The sequence below is a fragment of the Pseudomonas folii genome, from assembly GCF_014357575.1.
In the GTDB taxonomy this organism is placed as follows: domain Bacteria; phylum Pseudomonadota; class Gammaproteobacteria; order Pseudomonadales; family Pseudomonadaceae; genus Aquipseudomonas; species Aquipseudomonas folii.
This window is the reverse complement of the sequence record NZ_JACONW010000020.1, coordinates 14,402-30,355: the sequence shown is the minus strand read 5'-3', so window position 1 is coordinate 30,355 and position 15,954 is coordinate 14,402. Positions and strand designations below refer to the sequence as shown.

The following is a 15,954-nucleotide window of genomic DNA, read 5'->3' as shown; positions in this document are numbered from 1 at the left end:
TGCTGCGCTTTGGAGGAATCAAGGCGCTGATGGTTTGCCCGGTTTTTTTGCTGCTGGCTTGGCTGCGGGTTTCTTGGCGGCAGGCTTTGCAGGCTGTTCGGCCTGAGTCGCCGTTGGAGCCGGTTTGCTTTTCACGGCAGCCGGTTTGCTTGCAGGCTTGGCAGCCGGTGCCGCAGCTGGCTTGCTGGCCGGCTTCGGGGCAGCCTTCGGCGCAGACTTGGCAGTAGCTGTCTTGGCTTTATCAGCTGCCGGTTTAGCGTCAACCTTCGGCAGCTTGGGCTTGGTTGCCTTGCGGGCGGTGGATTTATCCGGAGCCAGCGCTTCAGCTTCAGCCAGCTTGCGAGCCATTTCCCAATGGCGTGCGTCCTGGCCGGAAGGTTTCCCTTCCGACTCCCATATCTGATACGCAAACTCGCGAATTCGCTTTTCGTCGGCACTCATCTCGACACTCCCAGGTTTTACTTAGTCTGAATAAACAGGTTTACAGAAAATTCCTCGAGTGCTGCGCTGAGCAGCAACTCCTTGTCTGTTGTGACTACGGCGTCTGAAAAAAGTCCCTTCCAACTTCGATTTGCATCCGCGAACGGTAAAACAATCCGTGTATCCCCCCAATTTTCTGCATTGATGAATGGAGTTTGTGCCGTACCCAATAGTTCATTGCACAGGCGTGGCACAACAACGATAGCCTGTTCTTCGTCAAGAACCCGAGCAAATGCCATCACCTTGTCAGCATGCGCACCCAGAACCTCCAGCGGCACATACTCGCCCCGACTGAACAGCGCTGAATGTTCAGCCCGCTTGTTCAGCACCTGATGGATAAGCGCTAGCTTGATCCTGCCGTTCTGCCAGGACCCCAGCAGATCACTGACAGTGGACGTTTGACTCAGCGCGTCCTGCCGATCTGCGTAATCGACAGGGCGACGGTTGTCCGGATCGACCAGGCTGAAGTCCCAGTACTCTGTGCCCTGATACAAATCAGGGACGCCAGGTGCAGTCATACGAAGCAAGGTTTGCGCCAGACTGTTCAACGCACCGTTGGTGGCGATACGGTTGGCGGTAGCGCCCAGGGACTGACGCAACGCGAGCCCTTGAGGGCTGAGCAGAATGTTCTGCAGGAACTCCCGGCATGCGCGCTCGTACGGTTCGTTGGCTGCGCTCCAGCTGCTCTGCAGCTTGGCTTCACGCAAGGCTTTTTCCTGCCACTTGATGAGGCGCTCTGCGTAGCTTTCGAATTCATCCTCCTGCATGTCCAGCGGCCAGCTGCCCAGCATCGCCTGATACAGCATCAGCTCATCGCCAGGGCTGATCGGGTTCTCTTCACCTTTCAGTGGCACCGCCAATTGGCGCCAGCGCTCCACTTGCTCGCTGTACCAACCGGCGCATTCGCTGAGCACGGCAAGACGAGTGCGAGTGTCTTCGCCGCGCTTGTGGTCGTGGGTCGCAGTCGTCAGCAGGTTGTCCGGGAAGGCCTTGATACGCGCGAGGCAGGCATCGTGAAAGTCCTTCACCGGTGCACTGAAATGCTGCGGATGGAACCCTACGTCGTTGCGCGACAGCAACACTGCGCTGCGATAGAACGAGGTGTCTTCCACCGACTTGGCGGCCACTGGCGAGGTGAGCTGCTGGAAACGCACGCAGGCATTTTTGTTCAGCTTGCGTTGCTTGCCTCGTGGCAACTTGCGCCAGGACTCTCCACCCAGCCAGCGCTGCAGATAATCCAGCACTTGCCAGTCAGCTTCGCTCAGCATGTTGCGTGCGCCTTGCATGGCTTGCTGGAAGTAACGGTCATCTTCCGCCGAGCGTCCGCACACACTGATGTAGGTGCGATAGATCGGGAAGTTCACCACCAGTGCCAGCAACGCCCGGCGAATCGCCCCCAGGGTCAGGTCACGGCTCATCAGGTCGCTGCGCGCAACCTGCAGCAATGACTGCGCAACGTTTTCGAAGTCACCCGCCAGGGTGCCGTGCAGCACAAGGTCACGCGCTTCGAGCACTTCCTGATCAAAGTCAGCGGTGCGTTCACTGATGCGGCTCCAGAGCTCGGCCAGAGGCTCCTGGCCTTTGGGATCATGCTGCAACAGCGATACCTGATTCATGAACTCATAACCGGTGGTGCCGTCGACACCCCAGTCTTCACGCAGTGCTTCATCAGGGCCAAGGATCTTCTCGACGAAGATCGGCAAATGCGCCAGTTCGGTGCCCGCAGGACGCGCAGCGAGCAGGGTGTTGACCCGGCGGCGCAATTTCCGGCAGTAACCGCGTGGGTCTGCGAGACCGTCAATGTGGTCGATGCGCAGACCGTCGACCAGGCCTTCGCTGATCAACTCAAAAATCTTGCCGTGGGTGGCTTCGAACACATTGGAACGCTCGACTCGCAAGCCGCCCAATTCGTTGATGTCGAAGAAGCGCCGCCAGTTGATGTCGTCCCCCGCAGTGCGCCAGCTGGCCAGACGGTAATGCTGCGCCTCCAGCAAACGATGCAGCCGATCAAAGCCTTCTGGCGTGGTCGAGTCGTAGCGCTGCATGGCCAGCTCAATGGCTTTGATAACGGCCTTGTCTTTGACCAGTTCGACCAGCTCGGCGCGCGCTTGTCTGGCCCGTTCCCATGCCTGCGGGAACTGATCGAGCGCGGCAAAGCGCTTGCTCAGTTCATCCAGAAGCGGGCTTTCACCGGATTCAAGCAGCGGCCCGTAAGTGCCAGGGTTGATCGGGAAATGGTGCTGGTAATGCTCAATGTAGAACACGCCATGTTCCGGGTCGAAACGCAACGGAATCTCACCGGCCTGAAGCACAGTGCCGTAGTCGGTGCTGAGGAACGGCAGCAGCAGCTGACCTTTAAGCAACGGATCCGGCGAGTGCCACTGAATGTCGAAGAAGTCCGCGTAGGGGCTGTTGCGTCCCCATTCGAGCAGATCAAGCCACCACGGATTGTCGTTGCCGCCCACTGCCATGTGGTTGGACACGATGTCCAGAATCAGGCCCATGCCGTGTTCGCGCAAGGCGCTGACCAGACGACGCAGCGCCGGTTCGCCACCGAGCTCCGGGTTGATGACCCTTGGATCGACCACATCATAGCCATGCATCGAGCCAGCCCGCGCCTTGAGCAGCGGCGAGGCGTAGATATGGCTGATGCCCAGGTTGGCGAAGTAGGGCACCAGCGCTACGGCGTCATCCAGAGTGAAGTCTTTGTGAAATTGCAGGCGCTGCGTGGCACGCAGGGTTTCCAGACGCGGGCTCATTGATCGCGCTCCGCAGCTTGCAGGCGTGCCTGACACAACAGTTCAACGCGTCGCGCCACGGATTCGAGGTCCATCAACGTTGCGCTGTCGCCGGGGATACGGCGGCGCCAGTTGGGGTGTTGAGGGGTGTCGCCAGGCAGGTTGAATTGCTCGGTCAGGCCCATGGCGTCTTCCATTGGCAATAGCACCAGAGGCGCGCGGGTGTGGCCGATATAGCGGATGCTGGCGTCGATCATTTGTTCTGCATCCGGAAGTCCGTCGCTGAAGTTAGTGGAGTTCTGGCTCAAGACCTTACGCAGACCTTCGCGTTCGCGATGGCGGTCTGCACTCCAGTCTTGCGCTTGCTGCTCGTTGACCATGCCCAGACGCAGGTTCCAGGCGATATCGTTTTCCGCCAGCCAACCCGCCAGCGTCGGCAGGTCGTGGGTGCTGGTGGTTGCAAGAGCCTGATCGGACCAATCCAGAATGGGCTTGAAGTTAGCGTTGTTTTGTTCAAACAACAGCACGCGCATGCCCAGAATGGCCCGGGCAGCCAGCTTTTCGTGCAGGCCGGGCGGAACAGTGCCGAGGTCTTCACCCAGCACAATTGCCTTGTGCCGCCAGGATTCAAGGCTCAGCAGACGAAGCATGTCGTCCAGCGGATAGTTAAGGTAGGCACCCTCGCTGGCCGGTGAACCCAATGGCACGACCCACAGACGTTGCAAGCCCATGATGTGGTCGATACGCAGGCCGCCCGCATGAGCGAAGTTTGCTCGCAGCATTTCGATGAAGGCACGGAAGCCGTTACGCTTCAGACCTTCAGGAGAGAAGGCGGAAATTCCCCAGCTTTGTCCGGCGCGGTTAAGAATGTCCGGCGGAGCACCCACGCTGAGAGCCGAGAGCAATTCATCCTGTCGACTCCAGGCCTGACTGCCAGCGCCATCTGCACCCACAGCGAGGTCGGCAATCAGCCCGACGCTCATGCCGCTGCTACGGGCAGCGACCTGTGCGCGTTCCAGACCACGGGCCATTAGCCATTGGGTGAAAGCATAGAAACCGATTTGCTCGCTGTGATTGGCGGCAAAGCGGGCGATGGCCTCGCTGCGTGGATTCTTGAACTCATCTGGCCATTCATGCCAGTTGTCGCTCATGCCCAGACGCGGGCACTCGTCGCGAATGGCTTCAAAGCGGCAGTGGTTTTCCAGTGCTTCGCCAGCGCTGTGGCGGAAGCTGTTGAAGTCCTCGTGCAGCGGGTGGTCACTGCCGCTGAAGGCGTCATACAGCTTGTGCAGGACTTTCAGTTTGGCGCCGGCAGCGGCGGGCCAATCAATCAGTGGCAGCTCTTCAAGGCGCTTCAGTTCATCACTCAGACCGGATTCTTCCACGGCCATGCGCAACGCACGTTCCCATAGAATGGCGCCGGGCGAGCAATACAGGCTGTTGAGAAACAGGCGACTGGAGGGCGAGTACGGGCTGTAGCGATGAGGATCATTGGCGAACATCGCGTGTACAGGGCTGATCGCCAAGGCGTGAGCGCCGCGTTCTCCCGCGGCGCGTGCGAGACTTTCCAGCGCTTGTGTATCGCCAAAGCCGCCGTCGCCTTCGCGGCGCAGGCCGTACAGTTGAACCGTCAGCCCCCACGCTCGCGGAACGCGGCTGTCGGTCGCCATGGCCATGCTGAAGCAAGTCTGCGGTGCAACGGCAATCGTCAGGTGTTGACCGGCAATGTTCAGCTGCTGATAACCCACTGGAGCCAAAGCAGGCAGGCTCCCATCGGCGGTCAGGTTGGCGTCGATGGTCGCGCCGTCTTCCAGGTGCAGGACGAAAGGTGTGCCCGGTTCAAACCAGGCACTCAAATCCAGATTGCTGCCATGGTCCACGGTCAGCAAAGGAGGAGGGGTCGGTTGGTGATGGGCAACTTTCAAACGTTGCAGGCTGGCGTCGATCTGCAGATTGTCATCAGCCGGAAAACCCAGGCAGCCCAGCACCTTGCTCAACACTTCAGGGCTGACCCTTTGCGCCCGTCCATTTGCATCAATCCAGTCCACGGACAAGCCTGCTTCTGCCGCCAGGCTCTCTAATTGCTCATTGCTCATCCTGTTCCTCCAGAACATCGGTTGCTATCAGGCTGACAATGGCCGTGTATGGATTGAGGATGCCTCGCCGGGAAAGTTCTGCCACGTTTGGCAGGGTTTCGAAAACAACGCTGCCGCCTTTCCACTGAGGGGCGGTGACTGCATGTTCAGTCAGGTTGATATCGATGCGCAGCACAGCGCCGTCGCCCATTCTCCAGCGCGCCGTCACTGCACCTTCACTCAGCACTTCAGCACCCAGGGCATGACTGCCCGGCAAGCGAGGTACGATTTGCTGATGACGCAGCGCCAAAAGCTGGCGATAGAGCTCAAGCCAGTTGCGGTGGTCGCTGCCTTTGTCGGTTTCCAGATACACCGCGTCAAAAGCCGGTCTGGAGGCTTCGAAGGTTGCCGGGTCATTAGGGTCGGGAATGTGTTCGCGTTTCTCTTCGTCAGCAAAGGCTGCGAAGTCGGCAAACTCACTGCGTCGGCCTTCACGCACCGCATCGGCCAGTTCGCCGTGATGATCGGTGAAGAACAGGAACGGCTCACTCGCCGCCCATTCATCGCCCATGAACATCAATGGGATCATCGGAGAGAGCAGCCACAAGGCTGTGGCGGCACGCAACGCGGGTGCGTGGCAGATTTGCGGCAGACGCTCGCCAAAGGCCCGGTTGCCGATCTGATCGTGGTTCTGCAGGAACAGGACAAACGCGCTAGGCGGCAGATGCCCGCTGGATTCACCACGGGTGTGGCCGTGACGAGTTGGCTCGCCCTGATAGACAAAGCCCTGGCTGAGCAAGCGCGCCAGCTTTTGGGTGGCCTCGTGGGCGAAGTCGGTGTAGTACGCGTCGGTTTCGCCAGTCAGTATCACGTGCAGCGTATTATGACCGTCATCGTTCCATTGCGCGTCATAGCCCTGTTCCAGCAGGCTGGCCTGGTTGAACTCGTTTTCCAGGTTGAGCCAGACATGCCGCGGCGCGTCGATCTGCTCACGAACCCTCTGCGCGAATTCCGGCAAAAAGGTGTCGTCGTTGATCGCATGCACGGCGTCCATCCGCAACCCATCGAACCGGTATTCAAGTAGCCACATCAGCGCGTTGTCGATGAAGAAGTCGCGCACTTCCCGACGCCGGAAATCAATGGAATCGCCCCACGGCGTCTTCACGTCGTTGCGGAAGAATCCTTTGGCGTAGCGGCCCAGATAATTGCCGTCCGGGCCGAAGTGGTTGTAGACCACGTCAAGGATCACCATCAAACCATGGCCGTGGGCCGTATCGATCAGGTGCTTGAGTTGCTCCGGCGTCCCGTAGGAGGACTGTGGCGCGTAAGGCAATACACCGTCGTAGCCCCAGTTACGTTCCCCGGGGAATTGCGCGATGGGCATAAGCTCAATCGCTGTTACCCCAAGCCCGGCCAGACGCTCCAGATGAGCCTCGACCCCGGCATAGCCACCCAGTGATCCGACGTGCAGCTCGTAAATGACCGCTTCGTACCAGGGACGACCCAGCCATCCAGTGTTCTGCCATTCATAGGCGAGGGGATCGACCACTACGCTATGGGAATGGACATCAGAGGATTGAGCGCGGGAGGCAGGATCAGGGACTTCAAGTTCCCCGTCGATGTTGTACCGGTAGCGAGTGCCCGCTGGACAGCGGGCCTCGAGTACAAACCATCCTTCGTTTTGCGGGAGCATGGCCAGAGACTGGCCACCCTCGAGTTCTAGACTGACGTAATAGGCGTCGGGTGCCCAGAGGGCGAACCGCGTGTGGCCAGAATCCAGTAAAACGGCGCCGTGGCGCCAGTTCTCGTCCGTACGCAGAGGCATCCGTTGACCCCTTAATCAATAATGAAGTGCGGCACCCACGTTCTTTTTCAACAGGTCCTGATAGAGCTCTGCGTAAGGCTCTACCGCTTGGTGCCAGTTAAACGGGGCTGCCATTGCCCGGCAACGCATGGCGTTGATCAGTGAAGGATTGGAGAACACCTTGAAGGCGCGGTTCAATGCTTCTTTGTAGCTTTCGACCGTTGACTCGTTGAACAGGAAGCCTGTCACGCCGTCTTCAATGGTGTCAGCGAGGCCGCCGGTGTTGCGGGCGACCGGCAGAGAGCCGAAACGCTGAGCGTACATCTGGCTCAGACCGCACGGTTCGTAACGCGACGGCATCAGCAGGAAGTCACTGCCTGCAAACATGCGGCGGGCATCGGTTTCGTTGAAGCCGATACGGACACCGATTTTCCCGGGGAAGCGTTCTGCCAAAGCGCGCATGGCGTCTTCTTCTTCTGGCTCCCCGCGACCGATGATTGCGATCTGGCCACCATTGTTGACGATGTGTTCGGCAACACCGATGGTCAGGTCCAGACCTTTCTGGTAGACCAGACGCGAAACGACTGCGAACAGCGGACCACTGGACGGCTCAAGCTCGAACAATTCACGTACGTGGTCGGCGTTGATTTCCTTGCGCTGCCATTCATTCGGCGCGAAGTGGCAAATCAAATGCTCGTCAGTGGCTGCGTCCCAACTGGCGTCAATGCCGTTCGGGATACCGCTGAGCTGACCGCGATTGGCTTTATGCTGCAGGAAACCTTCCAGGCCGCAACCGAACTCGGGGGTGGTGATTTCCTTGGCATAGGTCGCGCTGACCGTGGTGATGTGGCTGGCGTAGGCCATACCCGCCTTGATGAAGGAAAGCTTGCCGTAGAACTCCATGCCTTCGGCGCTCAACGCTTCATCCGGAATGCCCAGTTCGCGGGCAGACGCGGTGCTGACAGTGCCTTGATACGCCAGGTTGTGAATGGTGAAAATGGTCGGCGTGGTCTGTCCGCGCCACTTCATGTAAGCGGGAGCCAGACCGGCAGGCCAGTCGTGCGCGTGAACCAGCTCGGGACTCCACTGGGTTTTTACCGCGCCGGCCGCGAATTCAGCGGCAGCCAGGCCCAGACGGGCAAAACGAATATGGTTGTCGGACCAGTCACGTCCCTGATTGTCGGCGTAAGGCGTACCTTCGCGCTCATACAGTTCCGGGCAGATCAGTACATAAATCACCAGGCCGTCCTTCATGTCCATCCGGCCAATCTTGCAAGGCGGCAGCGCTGCATGGCCACCCAATTGGCTGATGACATGAATTGGATTGCCACTGTTAAGGACTTGCGGGTAGCCGGGAATCAGCACACGGACGTCGTGCAGGTGGCGCATGGCTCGCGGCAGCGCGGCAGAAACATCACCCAGTCCCCCGGTTTTCACCAGGTCAGCCAGTTCGGAGGTCACAAACAGGACTTTGCGTCTGTTGCTCGACACGATCATGGGCTGTGTAGCGGCAGGCAGTTGCAGCATTGGAACGCTCGTCGTAGCGAAGACCGGCAGATGAGTCAGCTCGCTGGCCGGCTGGTTAAAACTCTCTCCCTTCTGGGTTTTGACAGCGGCGCTAATCATCGATTTCTCCCCATTCAATACAGTATCGGTACTGCATCAGATTTGTTATTGGCCATGTCCTATGGCCGGACACACAAGCACTACGCAAGATCAGTACCCATTTACTGTTTGCGTTCTTCACGGACAGACAGGTATTGCTAAAAAGTGCAGGCTCAGCCATCAGCATAGGCGCTGTTATCAGATGACCTGTGCGTTCATTGGAAAGTTTCGACTTTTTTTGTGGGAAATGTCTGGTCTGGGCTTCAGAGCCTGATTACAGGGGGGTGAGATCACCCGTTATGTGTGGCGAAATGCCGCACTGCGCTATGTTAGAGCGATAAAAAACACCATGGGGCAGGCGAATGACCGGCCGTCGGATTGTTGGACGATAGTGCGTTCAGGCTTAAGACGCAGGGATGGAAGGAGCCTGCATAGGGCAGAAATAATCTCCTACGACGACCTCGGCCTTTTATTGGTGCGTATGGCGCTATTTCATGGGGCAACCGTGGGTATTTCCTGATCTCAATCCGAAACATTTTCATGTGCGGCGATATAGAATCGGCTAACCGGCTCGATTCGAGTCCGGCACATTCATGATTATGCAGTTGTATAGAGGATGTAATGGATAGCCCTGAAGTTTTGGTACTGCAAGCCAGCTACACCAATCCGGTGCATGCGCAAGCGATCGGCTTCATGCTCAATCAGTACGCTGAAGATGTCATGGGAGGTGGTACATCGTTATCGCTTGATGCCCAACAACAACTGGCCATCGAGCTGGCCAAGCGCCCCCATGCATTCAGCGTCCTGGCATTCATCGCTGGCGAGCCGGTAGGGCTGGTCAATTGCTTCGAAGGTTTTTCAACCTTCCAGTGTCGGCCACTGGTCAACATTCACGATGTTGCAGTGCTGGGCCAGTATCGCGGTTTGGGTATCAGCCAGAAGATGCTGGCGAAAGTCGAAGAAATCGCCCGCCAGCGTGGCTGCTGCAAGCTGACCCTCGAAGTGCTGGAGGGCAATCTTATTGCTCAGGGTGCCTATCGAAAACTTGGCTTTGCCGGTTATGAACTGGACCCGCAGATGGGCAAGGCCATGTTCTGGCAGAAGACGCTTTAATCGCGGTAAACCTTCACCGGGGTTGAACGTTAGATAAGAGTGTCTGGTCGGAGATTTTGAGGTAGAGCTCCCCAGAAGCTAAGCCTGGAATGAGTGGTTCTCAGGGGGGCGCACATGTCTCATGTAAAGCGCCAGCCTTGTAGGAGACCCCTGTGTCCCTGATGCCACGCTCTAGCGCAGCAAAAATGGGACCTGTAGGAGTGGGCTTGCTAGCGATCTCGGTCTATCAGTCGGTGAATATATTGCCTGTGCTGACGTAATCGCGAGCAAGCTCTCTCCTGCAGAATACGTTTCAATTCCAGCAGGCGTTGCTGTGTTGAAACTCGAATTTAGAGCGGTTCTTAAGATAGATAAGAAAGGAATTCGGAGGAGGGTGCTGCCAGGGGCAAGCCGACTGATCGGGCTTGCCGCTATTCGTCATGCTGCGTTGCTCGGAGGCAACGAGTGTATGGGGCTCAGGCTTGAAGGGCGTTGCTGCTGATCATCAGCTGGGATTGTTGCAGCATGAGGCTCAAATGAGCGACCTTGCTCAGCAACTGTTCGCGCTCTTCTTTAAGCTGGCGCAGTTCGTCACGACGGATAGTGACATAGAGAGTTTGTGGTGCGGTTGCCGGTAGTACAGTGCCCATTGCTCACCTCGCAAATGGCGGATTCAACATGAAAGGTCCTGGCAAATGACTATCGATCCCCGACTCGCCTCTGCTTACCTCTCTATCGGCCACAATTCTGATTTCTTTTGCGCAAAAATGGAACTTTTTTATTTTGGAGGGTCGCGAACGTTTCTTGTTCGTGATTGTGCCTGTTTTTATGGTGGTGTCCATTAGCCATCCTGTAGACCCCGCAGTGACTGGGTTTGAGCGAATCTGCAGCTTTAAAAATCATGCTCATGGCTGGCTCACAACGAAGTGAGCTGTACAATGAGGTAACATTTTTTTGTTTTATCGCGAATTACGGAGCACCAGCATGCAACTTGGAATCATCGGACTGGGCCGCATGGGCGGCAATATTGCAAGACGCCTCATGCTCAATGGCCACACCACCGTGGTTTACGACCGTGATGAAGCGTCTCGCAGCGCCCTCGCCAAGGAAGGGTCGACTGCGGTAGCCGATTTGCCCGCGCTGGTAGCCGCCATGGACAAGCCGCGCGCCATCTGGGTCATGCTTCCAGCAGGTGAGCCAACTGAAGAAACCATCAATGTCCTGAGTGATCTGCTTGATGCAGACGACGTGATCATTGACGGCGGCAACACCTTCTATAAAGACGACGTTCGTCGTGCTCAGGCGCTGACGGCCAAGGGGCTGCATTACGTCGACGTGGGCACGTCCGGCGGCGTATGGGGCCTTGAGCGCGGCTATTGCATGATGATTGGTGGCGAAGCTGACGTAGTCACGCGCCTCGATCCGCTTTTCGCGACCCTGGCCCCAGGCATGGGTTCGGTCGAGCGCACCAAGGGCCGCAATTCTGCCGATGACCGTGCGGAGCGCGGTTACATTCACGCAGGTCCGGCCGGATCAGGTCACTTCGTGAAGATGATTCACAACGGTATCGAGTACGGCATGATGCAGGCCTTTGCCGAGGGCTTCGATATCCTCAAGCAGAAGAACTCGGAAAACCTCCCCGTCGAGCAACGCTTCGATCTGAACATGGCTGATATCGCCGAAGTCTGGCGTCGCGGCAGCGTGGTCTCCTCCTGGCTGCTGGACCTGACTGCCGATGCGCTGGCAACTGATCCGCAACTGGACGCTTATTCCGGTGCTGTGGCGGATAGCGGTGAGGGGCGCTGGACGATCGAGGCTGCCATGGAGCAGGCCGTTCCTGTCCCGGTGCTTTCCAGTGCGCTGTTTGCCCGTTTCCGTTCGCGTCAGAAGAGCTCTTACGCAGACAAGATGCTCTCGGCAATGCGCTTTGGCTTCGGCGGCCACAAGGAAGGTCCTAAATAATGGGGCTATCGCGCAGCAATACCCGGCAAACGCCTGAAGTTGCGCCACCTACCACGCTGTTCCTGTTCGGTGCCCATGGGGACCTTGTAAAGCGCCTGCTGATGCCGGCGCTGTACAACCTGAGCAGGGACGGTCTGGTTGATGAAAACCTGTACATCGTCGGCGTTGACCACAACGCGATCAGCGATGCGGATTTTGCGAAAAAGCTCGAGGATTTTATTCGTCAGGAAGCAGCCAGCAAGGTTGCTGATGACGGTAAGGATCCTCTGGATCCCGAGCTGTGGAGCAAACTGGCTGGCCGGATCAGCTATGTGCAGGGCGACTTCCTTGATGACTCCACCTACGGCGATATCGCCGGCAAAATCAAAAGTACCGGTACCGGTAATGCGGTGTTCTATCTGGCAACCGCGCCGCGCTTCTTCAGTGAGGTTGCCACGCGCCTCGGGTCTTCGAGCCTGCTCAATGAAGCGGCCGGCCAGTTTCGCCGGGTAGTCATCGAAAAGCCTTTTGGCTCGGACTTGCCCAGCGCTGTCGCACTCAATGAATGCCTGCTCAAGGTGATGACCGAGAAGCAGATCTACCGGATTGATCACTACCTGGGCAAAGAAACGGTACAGAACATTCTGGTCAGCCGCTTTTCCAACGCGCTGTTCGAATCCTTCTGGAACAATCACTACATCGATCACGTTCAGATCACTGCCGCCGAGACGGTGGGGGTGGAGACACGTGGCAGTTTTTACGAAAACACCGGTGCATTGCGGGACATGGTGCCTAATCACCTGTTCCAGCTGCTGGCCATGGTCGCCATGGAGCCTCCGGCAGCTTTTGGTGCCGATGCGGTTCGCGGCGAGAAGGCCAAGGTCATCGGCGCGATTCGTCCGTGGTCTGAAGAGGAGGCACTGGCCAATTCCGTGCGCGGTCAGTACTCGGAAGGCAGCAGAGAGGGTTCTGATGTGCCGGGTTATCGCCAGGAAAACAAAGTTGATCCGGCCAGTACCACTGAAACCTACGTGGCGCTCAAGGTCATGATCGATAACTGGCGCTGGGTCGGCGTGCCGTTTTACTTGCGGACCGGCAAGCGCATGAGCACGCGCAGCACCGAGATTGCCATTTGCTTCAAGCCTGCGCCTTATGCGCAGTTTCGCGACACCGAAGTCGACCGTATCAAGCCTAATTACCTTCGCATCCATATCCAGCCCAATGAAGGCATGTGGTTTGATCTGTACGCCAAGCGGCCCGGGCCGACCTTGCAGATGGAAGATATTGAACTGGGCTTTGAATACAAAGACTTCTTCGAGATGCAGCCATCGACGGGTTATGAAACCTTGATCTATGACTGCCTGACCGGTGACCAGACCCTGTTCCAGCGTGCCGACAATATTGAAAACGGTTGGCGTGCTGTGCAGCCTTTCCTGGATGCCTGGCAGAAAAATCCTCAGGTCGAGCTGTATCCCGCAGGGGGCGATGGACCTGCTTCTGCGGATGCATTGCTGGGCAAAGACGGTCGAGAATGGCGGGATATCAATGCCTGAAGTACAGACACCGCAAGTTCGCTTCGTACTTTCCGATATCGATGGGACTTTATTGCGTCCCGACCACAGCTTGAGCCAGGCGACTGTCGACGCGGTTGCCAGATTGCGCGATGCCGGAATCCTGTTCACCGTGGCCAGCAGTCGTCCGCCGCGTGCCATGCGCGAACAGATCGAAGCCCTGGGCGTGGATCTGCCGACCGCAGGCTTTAACGGTGCAAATATCGTTGCCCCGGACGGCAGCGTTCTGTTTGCCTATCGCATTGACCCGGTCGCCGCACGGACATGCATCGAGCTGTTCTCCGGCTATGCCGTAGCTGTTTGGGTATTCGCCGATGATCAGTGGTTCCTGATCGATCCGCAGGGGGATTACGTCGAGCACGAACGTACGACGCTCGGTTATGAACCGGTTCAGGTTGAAAGCTTCGAGCCATGGCTGGATCGCGTCGACAAGATCGTCGCCGCCAGTACCGATTTCGAACTCCTGAAGCAGCTCGAAACAACTCTCAACCCGATGATTGCTGGTCAGGCCTTCGCCGCACGTTCGCAGCTTTACTATCTGGATGTGACTGCACTGGATGCCAACAAAGGCAATGCACTGGTCACGCTAGCCGGGCAGTTGGGCGTCGATATGGCTCACACCGCTGCCATCGGTGATGGCGGCAACGATGTCGCGATGTTCCATAAAGCCGGGTTTTCAGTTGCCATGGGGCAGGCTGAGGAGAGCGTTCGCGATCAGGCCGATGTCGTTACCGGCAGTAATCAGGAAGATGGAGTCGCCAGCGCCATTGAGCGCTACATGCTGCCGCGCTGAACGGCAGTTGATGTTCCCCCGATGATGGAAGCTGTTCATGGCTGCATTGATCGAAGACTACGCATTGCTCGGCAATTGCAAAACGGCCGCGCTCGTCGCCCGAGATGGCTCGCTGGACTGGCTGTGTTTCCCGCGATTTGATTCACCGGCCTGTTTTGCCGCGCTCTTGGGTGACGTCGATAACGGCCGCTGGAAGCTTGCCCCCAATCAGCCTTTGATCAGCACCGAGCGGCGTTATCGGGAGGGCACCCTGATTCTTGAAACGCTGTTCGAAACCGCTACCGGGCGCGCCATGCTCATTGACTTCATGCCGCCGGGCGAGGGTAGCCATGTGGTCAGGATGGTCGTCGGTCTGAGTGGGCAAGTGTCTTTCGAAATGGACCTTGCGATTCGCTTTGACTACGGCAGCAGTGTGCCATGGGTCGAAAACAAGGGCGGGAAGACGCTGACAGCGGTGGCAGGACCGGAAATGCTGGTGCTGCGTGCCCCTGAACCCTTGCGCGCATTTGATCATCACACCGGCTGCCATTTCCAGATTGCTGAAGGTCAGCGCGAAGCGTTTGTCCTGACCCATCAGGCATCCTTTGAAGGCCTCCATGACGCCATCGACGCTGAATCGGCGCTGGCCGAGACCGAATATTTCTGGCTTGAATTTTCCGAGCGCTGTCCTGACGTCGGACCTTGGACACAGCAGGTCAAACGCTCGTTGATCACCTTGAAGGCAATGACCTATCAGCCTACGGGCGGTATTGTCGCGGCGGTCACCACGTCGCTGCCCGAACAACTGGGCGGTGAACGCAACTGGGATTATCGGTACTGCTGGCTGCGTGATGCGACGATGACGCTGCTGGCGTTCATGAATCTCGGCTACTTCGAGGAGGCGGCCGCCTGGCGCGAATGGTTGATGCGCTCGGTGGCGGGTAATCCTGAGCAGATCCAGATCATGTATGGGCTTGGCGGTGAAAGACGACTGCCAGAGTTCGAGTTGCCTTGGCTCAATGGCTACGAAGGCTCGCGCCCGGTGCGAATCGGTAACGGTGCCGCTACGCAGATGCAACTGGACGTTTATGGGGAAGTCGCCGACGCCATGATTCAGGCCATTAAAGGTGGTTTGCCCAGGCCGCCCCGCAGCATCGCGATTTCTCGCGTGATCATGCCGTTCCTGGAAAAAGTCTGGCACATGCCTGACAAGGGCATCTGGGAGATTCGTTCCGAGCCGCGCCATTTTACCCACTCCAAAGTCATGACCTGGGTGGCCTTTGACCGCAATTCGAAGCTGCTCGCGGAGTCCGCACAAACCGAAGAAGAGCAGGCGCTGGCGGTTCATTACCGCAAGGTCGCTGATGAAATTCACGCGGATGTCTGTCTCAACGGTTACGATCCGAATGTGGGCAGTTTCACCCAGACCTACGGTTCCTCAGCGCTGGATGCCAGTTTGTTGCAAATTGCGCTGACCGGTTTTCTACCGGCCGATGATCCGCGAGTGGTTGGCACGGTTGCCGCCATCGAGAAGCATCTCATTCAGGACGGTCTTCTGTTGCGTTATGACACCGAGCGCAGTGTTGACGGTGTAGCCGGTCATGAAGGGACATTCCTGGTGTGTTCGTTCTGGCTGGCGGATGTCTACGTGCTCATGGGCCGTGAGGAGGAGGCAGCGGCGTTGTTTGATCGTCTGTGTGGTTTGTGTAATGACCTGGGGTTGCTCGCCGAGCAATACGACCCTCGGGAAAAGCGCATGCTGGGCAATTTCCCTCAGGCGTTCAGCCATATAGGTATCATCAATACCGCGCTTAACCTGCACCGGGTGGTTTGCCCCGTCAAATCACGCGCTGCCAATGAGCCTGCGGCCCGCTAG

The 15,954-nt window shown here is 57.8% G+C and carries 11 protein-coding genes; 5 read left to right on the top strand and 6 right to left on the bottom strand.

Annotated elements, in window-relative coordinates; all coding sequences use genetic code 11:
* Nucleotides 1-18: 18 nt before the first annotated feature.
* The 5 genes from H8S59_RS06905 to glgA are packed head-to-tail and all read right to left on the bottom strand — an operon-like array spanning nt 19 to nt 8,723.
* Nucleotides 19-441, bottom strand: coding sequence for a DUF2934 domain-containing protein (locus tag H8S59_RS06905; protein WP_187520919.1), 423 nt, complete (start codon nt 439-441; stop codon nt 19-21).
* 17 nt (nt 442-458) lie between these two features.
* Nucleotides 459-3,239 (bottom strand): malto-oligosyltrehalose synthase, encoded by a 2,781-nt coding sequence (locus H8S59_RS06900; protein WP_187520918.1) that lies wholly within the window; start codon nt 3,237-3,239, stop codon nt 459-461.
* Nucleotides 3,236-5,314: a 4-alpha-glucanotransferase gene (malQ, locus tag H8S59_RS06895; RefSeq protein WP_187520917.1), complete on the bottom strand. Its 2,079-nt coding sequence runs from the start codon at nt 5,312-5,314 to the stop codon at nt 3,236-3,238. Before malQ ends, H8S59_RS06900 begins: the two co-directional genes overlap by 4 nt.
* Nucleotides 5,304-7,118: a malto-oligosyltrehalose trehalohydrolase gene (treZ, locus tag H8S59_RS06890; RefSeq protein WP_187520916.1), complete on the bottom strand. Its 1,815-nt coding sequence runs from the start codon at nt 7,116-7,118 to the stop codon at nt 5,304-5,306. Before treZ ends, malQ begins: the two co-directional genes overlap by 11 nt.
* Nucleotides 7,119-7,133: 15 nt before the next feature.
* Nucleotides 7,134-8,723 carry a glycogen synthase GlgA gene (gene glgA, locus H8S59_RS06885; protein WP_095097880.1) on the bottom strand — a complete coding sequence of 530 codons (1,590 nt, stop codon included), beginning with the start codon at nt 8,721-8,723 and terminating at the stop codon, nt 7,134-7,136.
* Between the two features lie 600 nt (nt 8,724-9,323).
* Between glgA and H8S59_RS06880 the strand changes: the two genes are divergently transcribed.
* The gene (locus tag H8S59_RS06880) at nt 9,324-9,815 is read left to right on the top strand and encodes a GNAT family N-acetyltransferase (RefSeq protein ID WP_095097877.1); all 492 of its coding nucleotides are present in this window, start codon (nt 9,324-9,326) and stop codon (nt 9,813-9,815) included.
* 455 nt (nt 9,816-10,270) lie between these two features.
* On the opposite strand, the gene H8S59_RS06875 is transcribed toward H8S59_RS06880, so the two are convergent.
* Nucleotides 10,271-10,444: a DUF6026 family protein gene (locus H8S59_RS06875; RefSeq protein ID WP_049827190.1), complete on the bottom strand. Its 174-nt coding sequence runs from the start codon at nt 10,442-10,444 to the stop codon at nt 10,271-10,273.
* Nucleotides 10,445-10,778: 334 nt separating this feature from the next.
* On the opposite strand from H8S59_RS06875, the gene gnd reads away from it, so the two are divergent.
* The 4 genes from gnd to H8S59_RS06855 are packed head-to-tail and all read left to right on the top strand — an operon-like array spanning nt 10,779 to nt 15,954.
* Nucleotides 10,779-11,756: a phosphogluconate dehydrogenase (NAD(+)-dependent, decarboxylating) gene (gene gnd / locus H8S59_RS06870; RefSeq protein WP_095097871.1), complete on the top strand. Its 978-nt coding sequence runs from the start codon at nt 10,779-10,781 to the stop codon at nt 11,754-11,756.
* Complete coding sequence (zwf, locus tag H8S59_RS06865) at nt 11,756-13,288, top strand: glucose-6-phosphate dehydrogenase (RefSeq protein ID WP_187520915.1); 1,533 nt, start codon at nt 11,756-11,758, stop codon at nt 13,286-13,288. Before gnd ends, zwf begins: the two co-directional genes overlap by 1 nt.
* Complete coding sequence (locus H8S59_RS06860; protein WP_187520914.1) at nt 13,281-14,099, top strand: HAD family hydrolase; 819 nt, start codon at nt 13,281-13,283, stop codon at nt 14,097-14,099. The genes zwf and H8S59_RS06860 overlap by 8 nt, the downstream gene beginning before the upstream one ends.
* Nucleotides 14,100-14,136: 37 nt before the next feature.
* Nucleotides 14,137-15,954, top strand: a complete 1,818-nt coding sequence (locus H8S59_RS06855) for a glycoside hydrolase family 15 protein (RefSeq protein ID WP_187520913.1) — start codon at nt 14,137-14,139, stop codon at nt 15,952-15,954.